This window comes from Pseudomonas sp. UF-293 (assembly GCF_058245595.1).
The window spans coordinates 105,085-129,496 of record NZ_JBSICA010000013.1; the positions used below are offsets into that span (position 1 = coordinate 105,085).

At 60.9% G+C, this 24,412-nt stretch carries 18 protein-coding genes; 6 read left to right on the forward strand and 12 right to left on the reverse strand.

Features of this window, described 5'->3' with window-relative positions; all coding sequences use genetic code 11:
- Positions 1–7 precede the first annotated feature (7 nt).
- Both AC4IHP_RS16075 and AC4IHP_RS16080 read left to right on the forward strand, forming a co-directional pair.
- Complete coding sequence (locus AC4IHP_RS16075) at positions 8–1,741, forward strand: PTS fructose-like transporter subunit IIB (protein ID WP_460123913.1); 1,734 nt, start codon at positions 8–10, stop codon at positions 1,739–1,741.
- Positions 1,742–1,916: 175 nt separating this feature from the next.
- Positions 1,917–3,458, forward strand: a complete 1,542-nt coding sequence (locus AC4IHP_RS16080) for an alkaline phosphatase D family protein (protein WP_490832149.1) — start codon at positions 1,917–1,919, stop codon at positions 3,456–3,458.
- 104 nt (positions 3,459–3,562) lie between these two features.
- Here AC4IHP_RS16080 and AC4IHP_RS16085 read toward each other — a convergent pair whose 3' ends face one another.
- Both AC4IHP_RS16085 and AC4IHP_RS16090 read right to left on the reverse strand, forming a co-directional pair.
- Positions 3,563–6,091, reverse strand: coding sequence for a PepSY domain-containing protein (locus tag AC4IHP_RS16085; protein WP_490832155.1), 2,529 nt, complete (start codon positions 6,089–6,091; stop codon positions 3,563–3,565).
- A gap of 235 nt (positions 6,092–6,326) precedes the next feature.
- Positions 6,327–8,642: a TonB-dependent receptor gene (locus AC4IHP_RS16090; protein WP_490832150.1), complete on the reverse strand. Its 2,316-nt coding sequence runs from the start codon at positions 8,640–8,642 to the stop codon at positions 6,327–6,329.
- A gap of 207 nt (positions 8,643–8,849) precedes the next feature.
- Between AC4IHP_RS16090 and AC4IHP_RS16095 the strand changes: the two genes are divergently transcribed.
- Complete coding sequence (locus AC4IHP_RS16095) at positions 8,850–9,530, forward strand: Fe2+-dependent dioxygenase (RefSeq protein WP_460123923.1); 681 nt, start codon at positions 8,850–8,852, stop codon at positions 9,528–9,530.
- A complete protein-coding gene (locus AC4IHP_RS16100) occupies positions 9,527–10,276 on the forward strand; it encodes a tetratricopeptide repeat protein (RefSeq protein ID WP_490832151.1) in 750 nt (249 codons plus the stop codon). Before AC4IHP_RS16095 ends, AC4IHP_RS16100 begins: the two co-directional genes overlap by 4 nt.
- A gap of 143 nt (positions 10,277–10,419) precedes the next feature.
- Here the strand turns inward: AC4IHP_RS16100 and AC4IHP_RS16105 are convergent, their stop codons facing one another.
- From AC4IHP_RS16105 to AC4IHP_RS16125, 5 genes are all read right to left on the reverse strand, one after another.
- Complete coding sequence (locus tag AC4IHP_RS16105; RefSeq protein WP_460123929.1) at positions 10,420–11,583, reverse strand: type III PLP-dependent enzyme; 1,164 nt, start codon at positions 11,581–11,583, stop codon at positions 10,420–10,422.
- Between the two features lie 654 nt (positions 11,584–12,237).
- Positions 12,238–13,395 (reverse strand): osmoprotectant ABC transporter ATP-binding protein OsmV, encoded by a 1,158-nt coding sequence (locus AC4IHP_RS16110; RefSeq protein WP_039759487.1) that lies wholly within the window; start codon positions 13,393–13,395, stop codon positions 12,238–12,240.
- Positions 13,392–14,045, reverse strand: a complete 654-nt coding sequence (locus AC4IHP_RS16115) for an ABC transporter permease (protein ID WP_024011588.1) — start codon at positions 14,043–14,045, stop codon at positions 13,392–13,394. Before AC4IHP_RS16115 ends, AC4IHP_RS16110 begins: the two co-directional genes overlap by 4 nt.
- Positions 14,046–14,058: 13 nt before the next feature.
- Complete coding sequence (locus tag AC4IHP_RS16120) at positions 14,059–14,952, reverse strand: glycine betaine ABC transporter substrate-binding protein (RefSeq protein ID WP_490832152.1); 894 nt, start codon at positions 14,950–14,952, stop codon at positions 14,059–14,061.
- Between the two features lie 20 nt (positions 14,953–14,972).
- Positions 14,973–15,662, reverse strand: coding sequence for an ABC transporter permease (locus tag AC4IHP_RS16125; protein WP_166554532.1), 690 nt, complete (start codon positions 15,660–15,662; stop codon positions 14,973–14,975).
- Between the two features lie 448 nt (positions 15,663–16,110).
- Here AC4IHP_RS16125 and AC4IHP_RS16130 point away from each other — a divergent pair, with 448 nt between their 5' ends.
- Both AC4IHP_RS16130 and AC4IHP_RS16135 read left to right on the forward strand, forming a co-directional pair.
- On the forward strand, positions 16,111–17,694 hold the full coding sequence (locus tag AC4IHP_RS16130; protein WP_016771727.1) for a peptide chain release factor 3: 1,584 nt from the start codon (positions 16,111–16,113) through the stop codon (positions 17,692–17,694).
- Positions 17,695–18,296: 602 nt separating this feature from the next.
- Entirely contained in the window at positions 18,297–18,560 is a 264-nt protein-coding gene (locus AC4IHP_RS16135) for a hypothetical protein (protein ID WP_460123942.1), read from the forward strand.
- A 205-nt stretch (positions 18,561–18,765) separates the two neighbouring features.
- On the opposite strand, the gene AC4IHP_RS16140 is transcribed toward AC4IHP_RS16135, so the two are convergent.
- The 5 genes from AC4IHP_RS16140 to AC4IHP_RS16160 all read right to left on the reverse strand — a co-directional run bounded on the left by AC4IHP_RS16140 (position 18,766) and on the right by AC4IHP_RS16160 (position 24,342).
- A complete protein-coding gene (locus AC4IHP_RS16140) occupies positions 18,766–19,746 on the reverse strand; it encodes a peptide ABC transporter ATP-binding protein (protein WP_095180366.1) in 981 nt (326 codons plus the stop codon).
- Positions 19,746–20,714 carry an ABC transporter ATP-binding protein gene (locus AC4IHP_RS16145; protein WP_016771722.1) on the reverse strand — a complete coding sequence of 323 codons (969 nt, stop codon included), beginning with the start codon at positions 20,712–20,714 and terminating at the stop codon, positions 19,746–19,748. The genes AC4IHP_RS16140 and AC4IHP_RS16145 overlap by 1 nt, the downstream gene beginning before the upstream one ends.
- 10 nt (positions 20,715–20,724) lie before the next feature.
- On the reverse strand, positions 20,725–21,651 hold the full coding sequence (locus AC4IHP_RS16150) for an ABC transporter permease subunit (protein ID WP_016771721.1): 927 nt from the start codon (positions 21,649–21,651) through the stop codon (positions 20,725–20,727).
- Positions 21,652–21,662: 11 nt separating this feature from the next.
- Positions 21,663–22,673, reverse strand: coding sequence for an ABC transporter permease subunit (locus tag AC4IHP_RS16155; protein ID WP_016771720.1), 1,011 nt, complete (start codon positions 22,671–22,673; stop codon positions 21,663–21,665).
- Between the two features lie 73 nt (positions 22,674–22,746).
- Positions 22,747–24,342, reverse strand: a complete 1,596-nt coding sequence (locus tag AC4IHP_RS16160; protein ID WP_460123945.1) for an ABC transporter substrate-binding protein — start codon at positions 24,340–24,342, stop codon at positions 22,747–22,749.
- Positions 24,343–24,412 lie beyond the last annotated feature (70 nt).

Here is a 24,412-nt window from a genome sequence, read left to right on the forward strand (position 1 = left end):
GTTTGTCATGAAGTTAGCCATTGTTACGGCTTGCCCGAACGGCATGGTCACCAGTGTGCTGTGCGCGCGTCTGCTCGATGCAGCGGCGCAGCGTCAGGGCTGGAGCACCAGCGTTGAAGTGGTCGATCCGGCGCACCCGGAACGCGAATTGTCGGCGGCGACCATCGAAGCCGCCGAGTGGGTCTTGCTGGTCACCACTGGCGCGGTGGACATGAGTCGCTTCGTCGGCAAGCGCGTGTTCCAGATCGCTCCGGCGCAGGCCTTGCAGGATGTCGAAGCGGTGCTGCGTCGCGGTGCTGAAGAAGCCGAAGTCTACGTGGCGAGTGAAGTCGAACCGGCGATCGATACGCCCCGTGCGCCGCGCATCGTTGCTATCACCGCGTGCCCGACCGGCGTCGCCCACACCTTCATGGCCGCCGAAGCGTTGCAGCAGACTGCCAAGCGCCTGGGTTATGAATTGCAGGTCGAAACCCAAGGCTCGGTCGGCGCGAAAACCCCGCTCAGCGCGACGGCCATCGCCGAGGCAGACGTAGTGCTGCTGGCGGCAGATATCGACGTCGCCACCGAGCGTTTTGCTGGCAAGAAAATCTATCGCTGCGGCACGGGCGTTGCGCTGAAGCAGTCCGAAGCGACTTTGAAAAAAGCCTTGGCTGAAGGCGCTGTAGAAAGCGCCGCAAGCGACGGCAAGGCTCCGGCCAAGTCCGAGAAAACCGGCGTCTACAAGCACCTGCTCACGGGTGTGTCGTACATGCTGCCGATGGTAGTGGCCGGTGGTTTGCTGATTGCGCTGTCCTTCGTGTTCGGCATCACCGCGTACAAGGAAGAGGGCACGCTGGCGGCGGCGCTGATGCAGATCGGCGGTGAAACCGCGTTCAAGCTGATGGTGCCGCTGCTCGCCGGTTACATCGCCTACTCGATCGCCGACCGTCCCGGTCTTGCGCCGGGGATGATCGGAGGCTTGCTCGCAGGCACCTTGGGCGCTGGATTCATCGGCGGGATCATTGCCGGTTTCATCGCCGGTTACGCCGCCAAAGCCATCGCCCGCTATGTGAAATTGCCGCAGAGCCTGGAAGCGCTGAAGCCGATTCTGATCATTCCGCTACTGGCCAGTCTGGTCACCGGCCTGGTGATGATTTACGTGGTCGGCAAACCGGTCGCCGGCATGCTCGCCGCGCTCACGCAGTTCCTCGACAGCATGGGCACCACCAACGCGATTCTGCTGGGTGTGTTGCTCGGCGGCATGATGTGCGTCGACCTCGGCGGGCCGATCAACAAGGCTGCCTATGCGTTTTCGGTAGGGCTGCTGGCCTCGCAGAGTTACGCACCGATGGCCGCGACCATGGCCGCCGGCATGGTGCCGCCGATTGGTCTGGGCATCGCCACCTTCATTGCCCGGCGCAAGTTCGCCCAGACTGAACGCGAGGCCGGCAAAGCGGCTTTCGTGCTGGGCCTGTGCTTTATCTCCGAAGGAGCGATTCCGTTTGCCGCGAAAGACCCGCTGCGGGTGATCCCGGCAAGCATCGCTGGCGGTGCGCTGACCGGTGCCTTGTCGATGTATTTCGGCTGCAAACTGATGGCGCCGCACGGTGGTTTGTTTGTGCTGGCGATTCCCAACGCGATCAATCACGCGCTGCTGTATCTGCTGGCGATTGTTGCGGGGAGCCTGGTCACGGCGGTGGTGTATGCACTGCTCAAAAGGCCTGAGGCTGTCGAGTTGGCGCTGGAACCTGCCAAGGCCTGACCGACAACACCAAATCCCTGTGGGAGCGGGCTTGCTCGCGAAAGCGGAGTGCCAGCTGAAGATGTGGTAACTGGCAGGACGCCTTCGCGAGCAGGCTCGCTCCCACAGGAGTCTGCATTGTCATAGCGGGTTCATACACCCGTGCTTAAGTTTTCCCTTTTGCAGGGAGAACACCATGAGCGATTTCAATCTCGGTCGGCGGCGCGTCATGCAAGCGGTCGGCGCCGGGCTGTTGCTGCCGGGGTTGGCGCCGGCGGTGATTGCCTCGGTCAAGGATCGTCCGCAGCTCACCGACGGCGTGCAGTCCGGCGACCTGCTCGGCGACCGCGCGATGATCTGGAGCCGCAGCGATCGCCCGGCGCGCATGGTGGTGGAGTGGGACACCGGCAGCCTGTTCGGCAACCCGCGCAAATTCGTCTCGCCACTGGCTGATGCGCGCAGCGATTTCACCGCCCGCGTCGAACTCACCGGCCTGCCGGCCAACCAGGCAATCTTCTATCGTGTGCACTTCGAAGATGCCCAGAGCGGCGTCGCCAGCGAACCGTGGTTCGGCCATCTGCGCAGCGTGCCAACGACAAAACGCGACATTCGTTTTGTCTGGAGCGGTGACACCGTCGGCCAGGGCTTCGGGATCAACCCGGACATCGGCGGCATGCGTATCTACGAAGCCATGCGCCTGCGCCTGCCGGACTTCTTTATCCACAGCGGCGACACCATCTACGCCGACGGCCCGGTGCCCGCGCAACTGACCACCGAAAGCGGGCGCATCTGGCGCAACATCACCACAGAAGCCAAGAGCCGAGTCGCGCAGACCCTCGACGATTATCGCGGCAACTATCGCTACAACCTGATGGACGAAAACATCCGCCGCTTCAACGCCGAAGTGCCGCAGATCTGGCAGTGGGACGATCACGAAGTGGTCAACAACTGGTCACCGGGCAAGCAACTGGATGAGCGTTATCAGGAGAAAGATATCCACAAACTGGTCGGCCGCGCGCGGCAGGCGTGGCTCGAATATGCGCCGATGCGTCTGCAAGCGGCGGACGGCGGCGGGCGTATTTATCGCAAGCTCAGTTACGGGCCGATGCTCGACGTGTTCGTGCTGGATATGCGCAGCTATCGCGAAGCCAATGACGACAACCTTGGCGCGGCAAAACCGTTTCTCGGCCGCGAGCAACTGGACTGGCTCAAGCGCGAATTGAAGGCGTCGACGGCGCAGTGGAAAGTCATCGCCGCCGACATGCCCATCGGCCTTGGCGTCCCGGACGGCGAGGTCAGCCCAGGCGTTGCGCGTTGGGAAGCCGTGGCCAACGGCGACCCCGGCCCAGCGCAGGGGCGTGAATTGGAAATCGCCGAACTGCTCGGCTTTCTGCGCGCGCAGCAGGTGCGCAATTTCGTGTTTCTGACGGCCGACGTGCACTACTGCGCGGCGCATCACTACCACCCGGACCGCGCGGCGTTTCAGGATTTCGAACCGTTCTGGGAATTTGTTGCCGGGCCGTTGAATGCCGGCAGTTTCGGGCCGAATCCACTGGACAAGACGTTTGGGCCAGAGGTGGTGTTCGAGAAAGCACCGCCCGTACAGAACACCTCGCCGTTTGCCGGGTTTCAGTTTTTTGGTGAGGTGAATATCGAAGGGCAGAGCGGCGAGATGAGTGTGGTGTTGCGGGATCTGGATGGGGTGGCGGTGTTTGAGCAGAAATTGCAGCCTGTTTGATCTCTGTAGGAGCTGCCGAAGGCCGCGATCTTTTGACTTTGATTTTTTGAATACAAGATCAACAGATCGCAGCCTTCGGCAGCTCCTACAAAGCAACGGGTTTTTCAGTAAACATCCCGGCGATAGCGGCCCTGTTCGATCAGGCGTTCGACTTCGGCGCTGCCGAGGATATCGTTGAGCGCCTGGTCTACACCTGAGGCCATCCCTTGAAGGCTGCCGCAGATATAGATAACGGCACCATCAGCCAGCCATTTCTTCAATTCATCCGCCGACTCACGCAAGCGATCCTGCACATAAATCTTTTCAGCCTGATCCCGCGAAAACGCCAGATCCAGCCGCGCCAGATCACCATTCACCAGCCATTCCTCCAGCTCGGCGCGGCAGAGGAAATCGTGTTCGCGGTTGCGCTCGCCGAACAACAGCCAGTGCCGCTGCTGACCGTCGGCAATCCGTGCCTTGAGCAAGCTGCGCAGGCCCGCGAGACCGGTGCCGTTGCCCAACAGGATCATCGGCACCGGCTCGTTCGGCAGGTGGAAACCACTGTTGCGCCGCACGCGCAGGCTGATGCTGCCGCCCACAGGCGCGTGTTCGGTGAGCCAGCCGGAGCCGATGCCGAGGCTGCCGTCGTTGTGCTGTTCCTGACGCACGATCAGCTCCAGCACGCCGTCAGCGGCAATCGAGGCGATCGAGTATTCGCGCATCGCCAGTGGCACCATCGCGTCGACCAGCGACTGCGCATGCAGGCCGACCAGATGCGCGCGGTGCTCGGGCAGTTGGCGTGAGGCAAGGGCCACTTCCAGTGGTTCGTCGATGCCATTGACCTTGACCGGGGTCTCGCCACGAATGCCGAGGCCGTCGAGGAAATGCTCGATCGCCCACGGGCAATTGCGCGGCAGCACTTCGACCAGATCACCGGCGAGCCAGCTGCGGGTGTCCGGGGCTTTGAGGCCGAGCAGATAGACCGGCGCGCCGCTGCTGTCAGGGTTCATCAGGTCGCGGCGGACCAGCGTCCAGTTGTCGTAGCTGGGTGCTTGCCAGGTTTCGCTCGGCGCCTGTCCGGTGAGCTGGCCGAGTTGGGTTTGCCAGTGACGCAGCGCGTAAGGATCGCCGCTGTCCACTTCCACCGGGGCGAACAAGGTCTTGCCGCCGTGCTCGCCGAGCCATTGGTGCAGGCGCTTGGCGAAGCCGCAGAAGTGCGCGTATTGCCGATCGCCGAGGCCGAGCACGGCGTAGTTAAGGCTGTCGAGTGTCGAGGCTTTGGCCAGCACTTTGCGCTCGAAACCACGGGCGCTGTCCGGTGCTTCGCCGTCGCCGAAGGTGCTGACCACGAACAGCGCATTGTGCGAATCACGCAGGTCCTGTTCGCTGAGATTGGCCAGCGGCTGCACATTGACCGGTAGCCCGGCGGCCTGCAATTGGCCAGCCGTCTGCCACGCCAGCTGTTCGGCGAAACCGCTCTGGCTGGCGAAACCGATCAGCCACGCCGAAGCATCGGCGGACGGTTGCGCGAGACCTTGGCGGGCATCCTTGATCTGCTTTTTCTTGCGCCGGCGATCCAGATACAGCAGCCAGCCAGTGATGAAAAACAGCGGCATGCACACCGCCGCAATCGTCACGATAATGCGCCCGACGAGGCCGAAATAACTGCCGACGTGCAGCGCATAAATGCTGGTCAGCAGTTGTGCCTTGAAGCTTTTGTCGGCATAGCGGTCGACGCGTTTGACCACGCCGGTGGCCGGGTCGAGGGTGATCTGGTTCAGCGCGCGGTCATGCGGTGAGCTGTCGAGCAGGTAGAACACGGTCGCCGGTTGGCCGGCAACCGCCGGCATGCGGATGTTGTACGCGGCCAGGCCCGGGCCGGCGGCGCTGTAGATGCTGCTCCACATCGCCGCGTAGTCGGCGGTCGGTGCCGGACCTTCCGGCGCCGGGCCGCGACCACCGCGCACGCGTTCGTTTTGCGGCGCGTCGGAAAGCAGTCGGGTCAGGCCTTTGTTGTACCACTCGTACGACCATGACAAACCGGTCAACGCCAGCAGCAGATAGACCAAAAGGCACCAGGTGCCGGCCACCGAGTGCAGATCCCAATTGAACGCGCGGCCCTTTTTCTTCCAGTCCAGGGTCAACCACACGCGCCAGCTGTTCCACTGACGCGGCCAGCGCAGATAGAGGCCAGAGAAACAGAAGAACAACAACATTAAGGTGCAGGCGCCGGTGATATTGCGCCCGGTATCGCCCATGGCGAGGAAGCGGTGCAGTTGCAGCATCAGGCCGAAGAAGTCCTGGCCGGTGGCATCGCCCTTGAACTCGGCGGTGTACGGATCGAAGTAGCGCATTTCGCCACGTCGTTCGCCCTTGGGCGGGGTGAAGAACACCCGTGCGGCGTGACCGCTGTCGGTCTCGACCCAGAGCATCGAGACTTTCTTGCCGGACGCGGCTTCGATGCGCTCCACCAGTTCCACTGGCGGCAGCACGCCGGCGACCTGTTTTTCCACCTGCAGAACGGACGGATTCAGCGCGCGCAGGATCTCGTCCTGAAACGAATAGGCCGCGCCGGTGATGCCCATCAGGGCCAGCACCAGCCCTGCGGTGATGCCAAAAAACCAGTGCAACTGGAACAGGGTTTTCTTCAACACGTCACTCGCCGTCCGTTCGGAAATTGTCATCACGGCGCGCATTATGCCGTGGGTTATCAAGATGCGTTTTGCGTTACACACAAAAGCCCCGTTCAACTGAATGAACGGGGCCGAGCCTCGCGGCGCATTCCCTGTGGGAGCGAGCCTGCTCGCGAAAGCGGTGTGTCAGTCAGCATCGATGTTGCTGAAAGATTGCCTTCGCGAGCAGGCTCGCTCCCACAGGTTTTCACATCGGTCAAAAATGGAAATTGGTGCTCAACAGCGCCGTGCGTCCCGCCGCCTGATTGGCGAAGTGGGTCGAGAAGGCTTTGTCGTAATAGGTTTCGTCGGTCAGGTTCTGCACGTTGAGTTGCAGGTCGACGTTCTTGGTCAGCTTGTAGGCCGCCATCGCGTCGTAACGCACGTACGAATCGACCATCGTTGTGTTGGCAACACTGCCGTAGACGTCGTCGACGTAGAACGCGCCACCACCGATCGTCAGCTTTGGCGTGACCTGATACGTGGTCCACAGGCTGGCGCTGTTTTTCGGTGTGTTCGGCAGATCGTTGCCATCGTTGGCGCGACCCAGCGGACCACCGTCGACCTGTTCGCTGTCCATGAAGGCGTAACCGGCGAACACCTGCCACTTGCCGGTGATCTTGCCGCTGGCCGACAGTTCGAAGCCTTGCACGCGGGTCTTGCCGGCGTTCTCGTAGGAACTGGTGTCGACCTGCACGCGAGCGTTTTCCTTCTCGGTGCGGAAGATGTCGGCGGTCAGCGACAGGCGATCGTTGAGCAGATCCCACTTGGTGCCGATTTCGTAATTCTTGGTGGTTTCCGGCTCCATGTCGCTGCTCAGCAGGTTGCCGCTGCGATCCGGTGTGCCGCCCAGCGGATTGCCTTCCTGGCCTTCGCCCAGGGTGTTGCCCGGCGGTGTCGCCGAGGTTGCATAAGAGGCGTAGATGCTGCCGTTTTCCGCCGGCTTGTAGACCACGCCGAACTGGCCGGTGACGAATTCGCTGGTGTCATCGCCCTTGGAGGTGGTGCGGCCTGCGGCGTTATAGGTTTTGTAGTCGGTGTCGAAGTGGTCGTAGCGCAGGCCCATGTTCACCAGCCACTGCTCGGACAACTCCAGCGTGTCGAACACGTACAGCGCGTAGGTGTCGGCCTGGGTGTCGGTGCCGGCGTAGTTGCGCGAGATTGCGCCGTTCCACGGATCGTTCGGATTCGGGTTCGACAGTGAGGTGCAGTTATAACCGCTGGCCGCGCCGATCAGGCCCGGGTTGCAGTTGGTGGTGACGGCGTTGGTGCGCGGCGTGGTGTCGGTGTTGACGTTATACGAGGATTTCTCGCTCTGCTCACGGGTGTATTCGACACCAGTGGAGAAGCTGTTCTTGAACCCGGCCACGTAGAAGGTGCCGAACAGGTCGGTCTGGTTGGTGGTGGTTTCGGTGTTGCTCACCCGCGTGTTGGCTCGACGCCAGACGCTGCCGTTGTTGACGTTGCCCTTGCTGTCGTCCGGCTGGGTGAGGATGTAATCCTGCATGCTGGTGCCGTGGCGCAGGGTGTTCTTGATGGTCAGCGCATCATTGAGGTCATGCTCGATGGCGAAGGTCGCGGTGTCGGTGCGGCCCTTGCGGAAGTCACGATCCAGACCATAGAAATTGTCGTGATCGCCACCGGCATACGGCTTGTCCGGATTGGACTTGGTGCGCGCGGCCGAACCACCGGTGGGAATGGTGTACGGGATGCCCGAGTCCGGGGTGTCGTTGCTTTCCAGGTGGTAGTAGTCGAGGTTGACGCGGGTATCGGTGCCCAGGCCGAAGGCCAGCGACGGTGCGATGCCCCAACGGTCGTAATCGACCTTGTCGCGACCGGCGACGTTGCTCTCGTGACTCATCAGGTTGAGACGGCCGGCAGCGCTGTCGCTGAACTGGTAGTTGCCGTCGAGGGTGTAGCGCTGGGTCTGGTCGGAGCCGTAGGTGAAGCCGCCGTCGAACGAATTGCCCAGATGGGCTTTCTTGCTCACCAGATTGATGCTGCCGCCGGCGGCGCCACGACCGCCGATCGCCGAGTTCGGGCCTTTGCTGACTTCGATGTTTTCAACGGCGAAGATTTCGCGGCTCTGCGAACCGGTGTCGCGCACGCCGTCCAGATAGGTGTCGCCCTGGGCGTCGAAGCCGCGAATGAACGGACGATCGCCCTGCGGGTTGCCGCCTTCACCGGCGCCGAAGGTGATGCCCGGCACAGTACGCAAGGCGTCCTGCATGTTCAGCGCGCCGGTGTCCTTGAGCACTTGTTGCGGGATGACGGTGACCGAGCGCGGCGTGTCGACCAGCGGCGCGGTGTACTTGGGCGAGGAGGCTTTTTCGACCTGATAGGAAGTCGAGTCCTGGGCTTCGCCGGTGATGGCGGTGGCGTCCAGGGCGATGGCGTTGCCGGACGCTTTGCTGTCGGTTTTTTCCGCCGCGAAGACCATCTGCCCAGCGGAGCCGGCGGTGATTGCGACACCGATTGCCGAGGCGAGCAGACGTGGTGAACTGACCGGTAATTGTGCGTGTTGACGTGCCATTTTTATTCCCCTCCCCAAGGATTTGAGGCGGCGGAATATAGGGTAAACAGGTATTCGTATCAATTGCGAAACATTGTTATTCGCATTGAATTTACATTCTTTACAATTTGCCCTTACGGTTTCTGCCCGTTCATTCGTCTTACGGGTTTTACACGGTCAATAAGAATCAATACCATTGCCGCCTTCTTGCCATCAGGTGACATCGCCATGCTGCTGCACATTCCCGGGCTGTTCGCAAAAGACGAAGTGCAGCGCATCCGCCAAGCCCTGGAGCAGGCGGATTGGGCCGACGGCAAGATCACCGCCGGCTTCCAGTCGGCCAAGGCCAAGCACAATCTGCAACTGCCCGAAGGCCATCCGCTGGCCAAGGAAATCGGCGCGGCGATGCTCGAGCGGCTGTGGAAGAATCCGCTGTTCATGTCTGCTGCATTGCCGCACAAGGTCTTCCCACCGTTGGTGAACTGTTACACGGCCGGCGGCAGTTTCGATTTTCACATCGACAACGCCGTGCGCCAGCCCAAGGGCAGCATCGAGCGGGTGCGCACCGATTTGTCGGCGACGCTGTTTTTCAGCGAGCCGGAAGATTACGACGGCGGCGAACTTGAGATTCAGGACACCTACGGCACCCAGCGAGTGAAGCTGCCGGCTGGCGACATGGTGTTGTATCCGGGCACCAGTTTGCACAAGGTCAACGCGGTCACCCGTGGTGCGCGTTATGCGTCATTTTTCTGGACGCAGAGCCTGGTGCGCGAAGACAGTCAGCGCGCGTTGCTGTTCGAAATGGACGGGGCGATTCAGCAACTGACGCACGACGTTCCCGATCACCCTTCGCTGATCCGCCTCACCGGCACTTATCACAACTTGCTGCGGCGTTGGGTCGAGGTATGAGTTTCCAGCTGCGTCGCGAGGAAGCCCTGGACGGTGAACAGTTGCGCGCAATGCTCGCCGAAAGTCCTGCCCGCGCTGCGCAGGCGATCTTGCTCGCGGCCGGCGAGGGCGAGGTTGAAGCGCAGGCGCTGCTGGGGCAGATCCTGCTGGACGGTCAGGGCATCGCGCAGGATCAACCGCTTGCGCTGCGCTGGTTCGCTATTGCCGCCGGGCGCGGGCATCTGATGGCGCGCAACATGCTCGGGCGTTGTCATGAGCATGGTTGGGGTTGTGCGGCGGATGCCTCGGTGGCGGCGCAGCATTATCGGATCGCCGCCGAGGCGGGGCTGGACTGGGCGATGTACAACCTCGCCAACCTGCTGGCGACCGGGCGCGGGGTGACGGTTGATCATCAGCAGGCGCTGGCGCTGTATCGGCGCGCGGCTGAGTTGGGCCATGCGAAGTCGATGAACCTGCTTGGGCGGTATTTGGAGGAAGGGCAGGTGTGTCCGGCGGATCCGCTGGCGGCGCGTGAGTGGTATCGGCGTTCTGCCGAGGCAGGGGATTTTCGTGGGCAGTTCAGTTATGCGGCGGTGTTGGCGGGTGAAGGGCGGATCGATGATGCCGTCATATGGCTTGAGAAGGCCTTGGCCGCCGGCAATCTGAATTTCCTGCGGGTAGCGAGCCAGACGCTGGCGAGCGCTACGGATCCCAGAATCCAGGCCATGGCCAATCAATATTCCCAACGCTACGCGCAATCCCTGTAGGAGCTGCCGCAGGCTGCGATCTTTTGCCTTTGATTTTTTAAAAGCCAGATCAAAAGATCGCAGCCTGCGGCAGCTCCTACATGGGATTTGCGGACACAAAAAAGCCCATGACACGTCATGGGCTTTTCTCTTGCAGCTGCTCCTTAAACGTAAAACGACTTCAGCGGCGGAAACCCGTTGAACTCGACCGCGCTGTAGCTGGTGGTGTACGCACCGGTCGACAACCAGTACAGACGATCACCAATCGCCAGGTTCAGCGGCAAGCCATACTTGTAGTTCTCGTACATGATGTCGGCGCTGTCGCAGGTCGGGCCGGCGATCACGACTTCTTCCATCTCGCCTTTCTTCTCGGTCCAGATCGGGAACTTGATCGCTTCGTCCATGGTTTCGATCAGGCCGGAGAACTTGCCCACATCGGTATACACCCAACGCTCGACGGCAGTGCGCGACTTGCGTGCAACCAGTACCACTTCGCTGACCAGAATACCGGCGTTGGCAATCAGCGAACGGCCCGGCTCGAGGATGATTTCCGGCAGGTCATCACCGAAGTCTTCTTTCAGGAAGCGAATGATTTCTTCGGCGTAGGTTTCCAGGCTGTTGGTGCGGGTGATGTAGTTGGCCGGGAAGCCGCCGCCCATGTTGATCAGCTTGAGGTGGATGCCGTCTTCTTCTTTCAGGCGTTCGAAGATCACTTTGACCTTGGCGATCGCCGCGTCCCAGACGCTGATGTCGCGCTGTTGCGAACCGACGTGGAACGAAATGCCGTATGGCACCAGACCGAGGTCGCGGGCGAGGATCAGCAGGTCCATGGCCATGTCGGTCTGGCAGCCGAACTTGCGCGACAGCGGCCAGTCAGCGGTGGTCGAGCCTTCAGTGAGGATGCGCACATAGACTTTCGAACCCGGTGCAGCCTTGGCGATGTTGCGCAGGTCGGCCTCGGAGTCGGTGGAGAACAGACGCACGCCCTTGTCGTAGAAGTAGCGAATGTCCTTGGATTTCTTGATGGTGTTGCCGTAGCTGATACGGTCGGCGCTGACGCCGCGATCCATCACCTTGTCCAGCTCATAGATCGAGGCGATGTCGAAGCTCGAACCTTTTTCCTTGAGCAGGTCGATGATCTCGACGGCCGGGTTGGCCTTGACCGCGTAGTAGACCTTGGCGAATTCGAAACCGGCGCGCAGGTCATCGTAGGCCTGGGCGATCATCGCGGTGTCGATCACCACGAACGGGGTTTCCTGTTTGTCGGCGAACGCCTTCATTTTGTCGAATGTAGCGCGCGCGAAATAGTCTTCGACCTGGATCGACATGCTGGGAACTCCTGCTGGCAAACTAAGTTAATCAATGGGTGCATGAACGCCCTCCGTATCCCCACTTTGGTTCGCCTACTTCCCAAGGCATGTCGCCGAAAGCAAAAAGGCCCAGAGATGTGCAGCTATCCCTTGGCCTTGCTGTCTCGTCGTCAGTACTTGAGCCGGATGGATCGTTTCCAGCATGGACGTTCGGCGCGAACTTTAGGGCGTGAGGGGCGCGAGATCAACTAAAAATGTCGCGTTTTTGCACGCTTCTGACGTGCGTCGCGTTCATCACTCCTTCTACCCGACCGAGATGACGGACAGATGTTCCCGGCGAATTTTCGAGTGTTAAACATATCTGCACGTTCGTGGCTTTTGTCAGCTAGATCGCAGGTAAGTGTGATGGCGACAACATCGGCGACGTTAGCGGCGAGAGAGGGTTTTGAAGGGGGATTTGGACCTCGAAGAAGCTGAATTGACGACGCGCTTGCAGGAGAGGCTGTTGAGATTCTTTGTCACCTTGTGAAGATCAACAAAGTTACGTAGATCCTGTGGGAGCGAGCCTGCTCGCGAAGGCATTTTCACAGCCGCCAATTTAGCGTCGACTGATATTGCGCTTCGCGAGCAGGCTCGCTCCCACAGGGATCGGGTTTCAACCACGCGGGCGGATTATGCGACCACCGTCTCAGCCGGCGAGACGATATTGGTCTTCATCCCCCGCGAACGTCCCGAGCTCAGGTACGCCGCGATCGATTCCTGCGTCACCTCGCCGAGGAAAACCCGTTCGGCATCCATCACCGGCAGCCAGGCGCGGTTGAACTCGTACATGCGCGACAACAGGATGCGCAGGTGCTCGTCGTACGCTGCGGTGGCGTTGAACTCACGAAGGAATTGCGCGCAGGTGCCGGTCTGGCGATGCAGGTCGCGACGGCGCACGTAACCCAGTGCCTTGTTCTCGGCGCAAGTCACCACGACATAACGGCGGTCGTGCTCGTCCATCAATTCCAGCGCATCGGCCACCGGGGTTTCCGGGCTGACCGACGGCGCGTTGTCCGCCGCGTCTTCTGCCTTCACCAACAACAGGCGCTTGAGGGTGCTGTCCTGGCCGACGAAGTTGCTCACAAAGTCGTCTGCAGGGTGCGCGAGCAGTGTGTCCGGGTGGTCGATCTGCAGCAGCTTGCCGGCGCGGAAGATCGCGATCTTGTCGCCCAGTTTGATCGCTTCGTCGATGTCGTGGCTGACCATGATCACGGTCTTGTTCAGCGCGCGCTGCATCTCGAAGAATTCGTTCTGGATCATCTCGCGGTTGATCGGATCGACCGCGCCGAACGGCTCGTCCATCAACAGCAGCGGCGCATCAGCGGCCAAGGCGCGGATCACGCCGATACGCTGTTGCTGGCCACCGGACAATTCACGCGGATACCGATGCAGATACTGCTTGGGCTCGAGCTTGATCATGCTCATCAGTTCGCGGGCGCGGTCGTGGCATTTCTGTTTGTCCCAGCCGAGCAGTTTCGGTACGACGACGATGTTCTCTTCGATGGTCATGTTCGGGAACAGACCAATCTGCTGGATCACGTAGCCGATGTTGCGGCGCAGGGTCACTTCGTCGAGATCGGTGGTGTCTTCGCCGTTGATGAGGATCTTGCCCGAGGTCGGTTTGATCAGGCGGTTGATCATTTTCAGCGTGGTGCTTTTGCCGCAACCCGATGGCCCGAGGAACACGCAGATCTCGCCTTCATTGACGGTCAGGCTTACCGAGTCCACGGCTTTGACATCTTTGCCGTTGCTTTGGAAAGTTTTGCTGAGGTTTTGAAGTTCGATCATTTGAGGAGTCCTTTTGGAGTCAGCGAGCGTTGCAGCCACTGCAAAACGAGGTCGGCGAAAATCGCCAGAAGACTGACCAGCAGCGCGCCGACGATCAGCATCGACATGTCACTGCGGCTGATGGAGGCGAGGATCAACACACCGAGGCCGCCGGCACCGATGGTCGCGGCGATGGTCATCACGCCGATGTTCATCACCACGGCGGTGCGCACGCCAGCGAGGATCACCGGTACCGCAATCGGCAACTCGACCATGCGCAGGCGCTGGCCGAAGGTCATGCCGATGCCGCGCGCGGCTTCACGGATGCCCGGCTCGACACCGGTGAGGGCGAGGTAGGTGTTGCGCATGATCGGCAGCAACGAATAGAGGAACACGGCGGTGATCGCTGGCAGTGGCCCCAGGCCCTGGCCGAACTTGGAGTAGAACGGCAGCAGCAGGCCGAACAGGGCGATCGACGGCACGGTCAGCAGCACCGTGGCGCTTGCTTGTAATGGGCCAGCGAGGGTGGGGAAGCGCGTCATCAGGATGCCCAGCGGCACGCCGATGACGATCGCCAGGGTCACGGCGATGCCGACCAGAGTGATGTGCTGCCAGGTCAGGTGCATCACCTGCTGCCAGTCGAGATGGGAAAAGGCGTTCAGAAATTCCATGACTTCTCCTCTCTTAATTCAGTGGGTGCTGGCGCAGGAAATCGGCGGCAACGGACGATGGGCTTTCGTGGTCGACGTCGACCCGCGCGTTGAGTTGGCGCATGGTTTCGTCGTCGAACAGTTCGGCCAGCGGCTTGAGTTGTTCGGCCAGTTTCGGGTTGGCGTCCAGCGTGGCCTGACGCACCACGGGAGCGGCGGTGTAGTCGGGGAAGTAATGCTTGTCGTCTTCCAGCAATTTCAGGCCGAAGGCATTGAGCCGGCCGTCGGTGGTGTAGACCAGCCCGGCAAACACCTGACCGTTACGCAGTGCGGTGTAGACCAGGCCGGCATCCATCTGCCGGATGTTCTTGCGGGTCAGGTTCATGTCGTAGAGCTTGACCATGCCGTTGAGACCGTCGGAGCGGTTGGCGAACTCGGTGTCCAGCGCCACCAGATGATTGGTCTTGGCCTCGGCGCGCAGCACTTCGTTGAGCTGGCTGATATTGCCGATCTGCGGGTATTGCTCGGCGACTTTTTTCGGCAGGGCAAGGGCATAGGTGTTGCTGAATTTCGACGGCGTCAGCCAGACCAGGCCTTTTTTCGCGTCGAGTTCTTTGACCCGGGCGTAGGACTGCGCGCTGTCGAGTTTCTCGGTGACATGGTTATAGGCCACCAGCGATACGCCGGTGTATTCCCAGAGCAGGTCCAGTTGGCCACTTTCGTGGGCGCTGCGGGCCAGGTTGCTGCCCAGACCACCGGTGATCTGCGCGTCGTAGCCTTTGCTGCGCAGGTATTGCGCGGTGATTTCGGCGAGCAGGGTTTGCTCTGTGAAGACCCGGGCGCCGAGGCGGATGACCGGTTTTTCAGCGGCTTGCGCGATTCCTGCGAACAGCAGGACGCAGCCTAAGATCAAGCTAAGTCGTTTCATAAATATTCCTTCGCAAAGCCTTAAGACGGGCGCAGACCGCGTTCCAGCCAGAGACGGCTGGCGAGGGTGACCACGCCATCGAGCAGCAGCGCCAACAGCGCGGTGCACGCGGCGCCGAGCAGCAGTTGCGGCTGATTGTTCAGGGCGATGCCGGGGAAGATCAGGCTGCCGAGGCTGTTGGCGCCGATCAGGAACGCCAGCGGCGCGGTGCCGACGTTGATCGCCAGGGCGACACGCACGCCACCGACGATGATCGGCACGGCGTTGGGCAATTCGACTTTCCACAGCACTTGGCGCGGGGTCATGCCGATGCCGACAGCGGCTTCTTTCAGCGAGCCCTGTACATTTTTCAGGCCTTCATAGGTGTTGCGCACGATCGGCAACAGCGAGGCGAGGAACAGGGCGAAGATCGCCGGGCCACTGCCGATGCCGAGGATGCCCAGCGCAATCGCGAGCACGGCCAGCGGTGGCACGGTGTTGCCGATATTGAAAATCTGCATGAAGCGTTCGGCGCGGCCGACCATGCTCGGGCGGCTGAGGAAGATACCGGCGGGGATGCCCACGACAAGGGCGGCCAGCATGGAAGCGAGGACGAGAATCAGATGAGCTTGCAAGTAAAACAACAAATCGTCACGGTAGTGTTCGATCGTGTTGATGCCGATCCAGTGGACCAGCAGGGCCAGGAGTGCGATCACCACCGCACCTCCCATCAGCCCTTTGCCATAGCGGATAGCCACAGGCGGACTCCTTTTTTTGTAGTCGGCGAGCGCTGCTCCGCGTGGCAAGCCATTCCTGGCTGCCGGAGTCAGCGTTCGCGAAAAGTAGCCGTTTTCCAGCACCGGCCAAGCGGTGCGAAAGCGAGCCATGAGCGCAGCCTCGTCAGGCTAACTTGCTGATTTTTCAGCCCCTGACGAAAGTTCGTAACAGGGGATGGACGTCTCCGTGCTTTAAAAGGTTCCCACATTGGATGCCATCTGGCCACCTGTAGGAGCTGCCGCAGGCTGCGATCTTTTGATCTGGCTTCTAGAAAACAGGTCAAAAGATCGCCGCCTGCGGCAGCTCCTACGGGGTTTTGCGCGGCCGAGGGACGGTAGTTTGGCGATCACTTTTTAAGCTATACTCGCCGCCCTTTTTTGAATCACCGCCAGGCGATTTCCCATGACCCAACAGGCCGCCGAAGTCGCGAAACGCCGCACTTTCGCCATTATTTCCCACCCCGATGCCGGTAAAACCACGATCACCGAAAAGCTCCTGTTGATGGGCAAGGCGATTGCAGTGGCCGGTACGGTGAAATCCCGTAAATCCGATCGCCATGCGACATCCGACTGGATGGAGATGGAGAAGCAGCGGGGTATTTCCATTACCACGTCGGTCATGCAGTTCCCCTATCGTGAACACATGATCAACCTGCTCGACACGCCGGGCCACGAAGACTTCTCCGAAGACACCTATCGCACCCTGACAGCGGTGGACTCGGCACTGATGGTGCTCGACGGCGGTAAGGGTGTAGAGCCACGGACCATTGCGCTGATGGACGTCTGCCGTCTGCGTGACACGCCGATCGTCAGCTTCATCAACAAACTCGACCGTGACATTCGCGACCCGATCGAACTGCTCGACGAAATCGAAGCGGTCCTGAAGATCAAGGCTGCGCCGATCACCTGGCCGATCGGTTGCTACCGTGATTTCAAGGGCGTGTATCACCTGGCCGACGACTACATCATCGTCTACACCGCCGGTCACGGTCACGAGCGCACCGAAACCAAGATCATCGAAAAACTCGACTCCGACGAGGCGCGCGCGCACTTGGGCGATGAGTACGAGCGCTTCATCGAACAGCTGGAACTGGTGCAGGGCGCCTGTCACGAATTCAACCAGCAGGAATTCCTCGACGGCCAACTGACCCCGGTGTTCTTCGGTACGGCGCTGGGCAATTTCGGTGTCGACCACGTGCTCGATGCTGTCGTCGATTGGGCGCCGCGTCCGCTGGCGCGCGTGGCCAATGAGCGCACCGTCGAGCCGGTGGAAGAGAAGTTCTCGGGCTTCATTTTCAAGATCCAGGCGAACATGGACCCGAAGCACCGCGACCGCATCGCCTTCATGCGTATCTGCTCCGGCAAGTACGAGAAAGGCATGAAGATGCGCCACGTACGCACCGGCAAGGACGTGCGCATCGGCGACGCCCTGACGTTCTTCTCCTCCGAGCGGGAACAGCTCGAAGAAGCCTACGCCGGCGACATCATCGGTCTGCACAACCACGGCACGATCCAGATCGGCGACACCTTCAGCGAAGGCGAAGTGCTGGGTTTCACCGGTATCCCGCACTTCGCCCCGGAACTGTTCCGTCGTGTGCGTCTGCGTGATCCGCTGAAGTCCAAGCAATTGCGTCAGGGCTTGCAGCAGTTGGCCGAAGAGGGCGCGACCCAGGTGTTCTTCCCGGAGCGCAGCAACGACATCATTCTCGGCGCCGTCGGGGTGCTGCAGTTCGATGTGGTCGCCAGCCGTTTGAAAGAGGAATACAAGGTCGAGTGCTCGTATGAGCCGATTACTGTGTATTCGGCGCGCTGGATCGAATGTGACGACAAGAAGAAGCTTGAGGAATTCTCCAACAAAGCGGTGGAGAACCTCGCGCTGGATGGCGGTGGGCATCTGACCTATCTGGCGCCGACGCGGGTTAACCTGGCGTTGATGGAGGAGCGTTGGCCGGATGTGAAATTCCGCGCGACGCGTGAGCATCATTAAGCGCTGAGCTGGTTTGTTCGAAGCCCCCAAGGTGTAGGCCTTGGGGGTTTTTTGCTTTTTGTTTTGGGGGTATATCCGTTTCTGCGGGTGTTGCTGATTACGGTTTCGCCCGTACGGCGAGGCACTTTTTCCAAACGCCGAAAAAGTACCCAAAAAGGCTTGCTCCTACGTCCGGATCAATCCCTCCACTCAGCCTTCCGACGTCGCCGGTGGATCAAGATCAAAAGCTTTACTCGAGCTAACGCTCATCGGGTGTAGGAGCTGCCGGAGGCTGCGATCTTTTGCTTTTGCTTTTGCTGTTCTGTGGGAGCGAGCCTGCTCGCGAAGGCGGCTGACAGCCGGTCGACATCTAGCAGACTGCATGCGATTCCAGTGAGGTGAGTGTGCGCCGGGTGAAAGCTATACGTCGCTTGAAACCCATCCAGTCCAGGCACGGGCCTTAGCTGTTTCTGTTATTGCTGTTATTCGAAAGCAATCTGTGCTCCGAGGGCATTTCTGCCCGCTCGGCTGCGTCCTAAGTGGTGAGCCGGTCGGATCGCAACTAGATTTCACACGGAGCCAGTCCGGCAAGCATGTCTTAGCGCAACAGGATGGAGTCGGCCATGAAAAGCAGATTGCTACGTATTTTGATGTTGTTGAAAGTGATGGTGATGCTGTCCCTCGGCGCGGCGACGGCGTGGGCCGAGTGTGAGGATCATGATTCGCAGGCGTTCAACGGCCAGGTCGGGCATAGCGGGCTGATGCTGGCCAAGTCCGAGTCGGAGCCGGGGGATATGAATCAGGGCGGCAGCGCCGATGATGACGACTCGACCACGGACGAGCCGGACACCGATGATCCGGATGACGAGGGCGACAGCCAGACGTAGATAGTCGACCAAAGAAAAACCCCTTCGGCCTCGACTGATGCGCAGTCGAGGTGAAAGGGGTTTGGTTAGCTCTGGTTCACCGCAAATCCCCTGTAGGAGCTGCGGAACGCTGCGATCTTTTGATCTTGCTTCTGAAAATCAAAAGATCGCAGCCTCGTTGCACTCGTCAGCTCCTACAGGTTTTATGCAGGTCTCAGCATTGGCCTTATGCCGCGCCGTCGAGGAACTGCTCAGCGTAGTGGCAGGCCACCTGCCGATTATCCAGTTCACGCAACAGCGGCTCTTCCGTGGTGCAACGCTCGGTCGCGTACGGGCAGCGCTTGTGGAAAGCACAGCCCGGTGGCGGGTTGAGCGGGTTGGGCAGTTCGCCGACGATCTTGATTTTCGGCTTGTTCGGGTCCGGGTGAATCGTCGGGGTCGCCGACAGCAGCGCTTGGGTGTACGGATGCAGCGGGCGTTCGTAGATGTCGTTCTTCGGACCCAGTTCCACCGGGCGACCGAGGTACATCACCATCACGTCATCGGCTACGTGCTGCACCACCGCGAGGTTGTGCGAGATGAACACGTAGGCGGTATTGAACTCCTGCTGCAGATCCATGAACAGGTTGAGCACCTGGGCCTGAATCGACACGTCCAGCGCCGAAGTCGGTTCGTCCGCCACCAGCACTTTCGGTTGCAGCATCATTGCCCGCGCCAGGGCGATACGCTGGCGCTGACCACCGGAGAACATGTGGGGATAGCGCTGGTAATGCTCGGGACGCAAGCCGACCTGCTTCATCATCGCCTGGACTTTCTCGCGACGTTCGCTGGCCGACAGCTTGGTGTTGATCAGCAGCGGCTCGGCCAGTTGGTCACCGATTTTCTGCCGTGGATTCAACGATGCGTACGGGCTCTGAAACACCATCTGCACGTCTTTGCGCAGTTGCTTGCGCTCGGCCTTGTCGGCGCCGGCAACTTCCTGGCCGGCGATCTGCAGCGAGCCCGATGACGGTTCTTCGATCAGCGTCAGGGCGCGGGCGAGGGTGGATTTGCCACAGCCCGACTCACCCACCACGGCGAGGGTCTTGCCGGCTTCCAGTTCGAACGACACGCCGTTGAGCGCGCGCACGGTGGCGTGGCCCTTGAACAGGCCACGGGAGACTTCGTAGTGACGGGTCAGGTCGCGGGCGGTAAGTACGACGGCCATTACGCCACCTCCTGGTTCAGCGGGTAGAAGCAGCGGGCGAGGCTGTTGGCTTTCGGATCAAGGCCCGGACGCTGGGTGCGGCAGTTGTCCTGCACGTACGGGCAGCGTGGCGACAGCAGGCAACCCTGCGGACGGTCGTAGCGGCCCGGGACGATGCCCGGCAAGGTCGACAGACGTGAGGCGCCGAGGCTGTGCTCGGGAATCGCCTTGAGCAGCGCTTCGCTGTACGGGTGCGCCGGAATGTCGAACAGCTGCGGCACCTGGCCGACTTCCACGGCCTGGCCGGCGTACATCACGCAGACGCGCTGGGCGGTTTCCGCCACGACGGCGAGGTCGTGGGTGATCAGCACCAGGCCCATGTTTTGTTCTTTCTGCAACGCCAGCAGCAGATCCATGATCTGCGCCTGAATGGTTACGTCGAGTGCGGTGGTCGGCTCGTCAGCGATCAGCAGTTTCGGCTCGCCGGCAATCGCCATGGCGATCGCGACACGCTGGCTCATACCGCCAGACAGTTGATGCGGGTAGGCATCCATGCGACTGGCGGCGCCCGGAATTTCGACTTTTTCCAGCAGTTCGATGGCACGCTTGCGCGCTTGCTTGCCGGACATTTTCAGGTGCAGGCGCAGCACTTCTTCGATCTGGAAACCGACGGTGTAGCTCGGGTTCAGTGCGGTCATCGGGTCCTGGAAGACCATCGACAGGTCTTTGCCGACGATCTGCCGACGCTGACGATTGCTCAGCTTGAGCATGTCCTTGCCGTCGAAGCTGAGCGAGTCGGCGGTGACGATGCCGGGATGCTCGATCAGGCCCATCAGCGCCATCATGGTCACGGATTTACCCGAACCCGACTCGCCAACGATGGCCAGCACTTCGCCTTTGTCGACTTTCAGGTCGAGGCCGTCGACCACCGGGGTCGCGGTCTTGTCGCCGAAGCGGACGTTGAGATTCTTGATTTCTAGCAGTGACATTTGAATCTCCTCAGGCGGCGTTCTTGAGTTTCGGGTCCAGCGCATCGCGCAGGCCGTCGCCCATCAAGTTGATTGCCAGCACGCTGAGCAAAATGGTCAGACCAGGCAGGCTTACCACCCACCAGGCGCGTTCGATGTAGTCGCGGGCCGAGGCCAGCATGGTGCCCCACTCAGGGGTTGGCGGTTGTACGCCGAGGCCGAGGAAGCCCAGTGCGGCGGCATCGAGAATCGCCGAGGAAAAGCTCAGGGTCGCCTGTACGATCAGCGGCGCCATGCAGTTGGGCAGCACGGTGATGAACATCAGACGCGGCAGACCGGCACCGGCCAGACGCGCGGCGGTGACGTAGTCGCGGTTCAGTTCGCCCATCACGGCAGCACGGGTCAGACGCACGTAGGACGGCAGGGAAACCACAGCAATGGCGATCACGGTGTTGATCAGGCCAGGGCCGAGGATGGCGACGATCGCCACGGCCAGCAGCAGCGACGGCAGGGCCAGCATGATGTCCATCAGACGCATGATGGTCGGGCCGACCACTTTCGGGAAGAAACCGGCGAACAGACCCAGCAGGATCCCCGGAATCAACGACATCACCACCGACGACAAGCCGATCAGCAGCGACAGGCGCGAACCCTGGATCAGACGCGACAGCAGGTCACGGCCGAGTTCGTCGGTGCCGAGCAGGAACTGCATCTGCCCGCCTTCGAGCCACGCCGGCGGCGTCAGCAGGAAGTCACGGTATTGCTCGCTCGGGTTATGCGGCGCGACCCACGGCGCGAAAATCGCGCAGAAGATGATCAGCAGCATGAACAGCAGGCCGGCAACGGCGCCCTTGTTCTTGGAGAACGCTTGCCAGAATTCTTTGTACGGCGACGGGTACAGCAGGCTTTGATCCACGGCGGACGTGGCGGTGGCTACTGAGGATGTTGGAGTGCTCATGGGTATCGACCTCAGCGCTGATGACGGATGCGTGGGTTGGCAAAGCCGTAGAGGATGTCCACCACGAAGTTGACCAGAATCACCAGGCAGGCGATTAACAGGATGCCGTTTTGCACCACCGGATAGTCCCGGGCGCCGATGGCTTCGATCAGCCATTTACCGATGCCGGGCCAGGAGAAGATGGTTTCGGTCAGGACCGCACCGGCCAGCAGCGTGCCGACCTGCAGGCCGACCACGGTCAGCACCGGAATCAGTGCGTTGCGCAGACCGTGCACGAACACCACGCGCGACGGCGACAGGCCTTTGGCCTTGGCGGTGCGGATGTAGTCTTCGCGCAGCACTTCGAGCATCGACGAACGGGTCATCCGCGCGATCACCGCCAGCGGAATGGTGCCGAGCACGATGGCCGGCAGGATCAGGTGATGCAGGGCGTCGAAGAACGCGCCGACGTCATCGGCCAGCAGCGTGTCGATCAGCATGAAACCGGTCTTCGGCTCGATGTCATACAACAGGTCGATGCGCCCGGAAACCGGAGTCCAGCCCAGGCTCACCGAGAAGAACATGATCAGGATCAGGCCCCACCAGAAGATCGGCATCGAGTAGCCCGCGAGGGAGATGCCCATCACCCCGTGGTCGAACAGCGATCCTCGTTTGAGTGCCGCGATCACCCCGGCCAGAAGCCCGAGGATGCCAGCGAACAGCAGGGCGGCCATGGACAGTTCCAGGGTCGCCGGGAAAAGAGAGGTGAACTCGGTCCACACGCTTTCACGGGTACGCAACGACTCACCGAGATCGCCCTGGGCCAGTTTGCCGATGTAGTCCAGATACTGGGCATACAGCGGCTTGTTCAGCCCCAGGCGTTCCATTGCCTGAGCGTGCATTTCGGGGTCGACCCGACGTTCGCCCATCATCACTTCCACGGGGTCGCCCGGAATCATGCGAATCAACGCGAAAGTCAGCAAGGTGATGCCGAAAAACGTGGGGATCAACAACCCCAGTCGGCGGGCAATAAAACTAAACATCTTGTGTGGTACCTCATCAGCCGGTTAGGCGTGTCCGGCGTCCCTCAGGTCAGGGACGCCGGGCGTTTCTTATCTACTTCACCTGGGTGGTGGCGAAGTTATTAGTGGTGAGAGGGCTGATGTGGTAGCCCTCTACATTGTTGCGCATTGCAGTGAACATCCGAGTATGGGCCATGCTGATCCATGGCTGGTCCTGATTAAACAGCACTTGGGCCTGTTCGTAGAGCGCGGCGCGTTCGGCCGGATCTACTTTAGCCCGCGCTTCATCCAGCAGTGCCTGGAATTTCTCGTTGCACCAGCGCGCGTAGTTTTCGCCGTTCTTGGCGGCCTCGCAACTGAGCATAGGCGTCAGGAAGTTATCCGGGTCGCCGTTGTCGCCCGCCCATCCGGCCGAAACCATATCGTGCTCGCCGGCCTTGGCGCGCTTGAGCATCTCGCCCCATTCCATCACGCGGATGTCGATCTTGATCCCGACTTTCGCCAGGTCAGCCTGCATCATTTGCGCGCCGAGCATCGGGTTGGGGTTGGTCGGACCGCCGCCGTTACGGGTGAACAGGGTGAACGTGGTGCCTTCCGGAACCCCGGCTTCCTTGAGCAGGGCGCGTGCCTTGTCGAGGTCCCGTGGCGGGTTTTTCAGATCATGGTTGTAGCCGAGCAGGGTTGGCGGGTACGGGTTGACCGCCACTGAGGCGTTGCCCTTGCCGAACAGCGCGTTGACGTAGGCTTCCTTGTCGAACGCGATGTCGATGGCTTTACGCACACGCACATCGCTCATGTACTTGTGCTGGGTGTTCATCGCGACGTACGAGACGGTCATCGCGTCCAGCTCGTCGACTTTCAGCTTGCTGTCTTTCTTGATGCTCGGGATGTCATCCGGTTTTGGATACAGCGCGACCTGGCACTCGTTGGCCTTGAGCTTTTGCAGACGCACGTTGTTGTCGGTGGCGATCGCCAGAATCAACGCGTCGGCCGGCGGCTTGCCACGGAAATAATCCGGGTTGGCCTTGAAGCGCACCTGCGCATCCTTGGCGTAGCGCTGGAAGATGAACGGGCCGGTGCCGATCGGCTTGTTGTTCAGATCGCCGGCCTTGTTGGCCTTGAGCAACTGGTCGGCGTATTCGGCCGGGTAGATCGACGAGAAGGCCATGGCGAGGTCGGCGAGGAACGGTGCTTCGCGGCGGGTCAGGGTGAACTTGACCGTGTTGTCGTCGACTTTCTCGACGCTTTTGAGCAGTTCCTTGAAGCCCATGCTTTCAAAGTACGGGAAGCCCACGCTCGACAGTTTGTGCCACGGGTGATTCGGGTCCAGCTGGCGCTGGAAACTCCAGACCACGTCGTCGGCGTTCATGTCGCGGGTCGGCTTGAAGTATTCGGTGGTGTGGAACTTGACGCCTTTGCGCAGGTGGAACGTGTAGGTCAGGCCGTCTTCGCTGATGTCCCAGGACTCGGCGAGTGCCGGGATCACTTCGGTGGTGCCGGGCTTGAAATCGGCCAGTCGGTTGAAGATGGTTTCGGCCACAGCGTCCGCCGTGACTGCAGTTGTGTACTGGACCATATCGAAGCCTTCCGGGCTGGCTTCGGTGCAGACCACCAAGGGTTTGGCCGAGGCGCCGACAGCGACACTCAGCAACGCAGCCGCGATGGCTGCACGTAGGGGAAGCATTTTCATCGATAACCCTCTGCAATCGGTTGAAGACAGAAAACCGAACGGCCGACTCATCATGAGTCAGCCGTCGGTT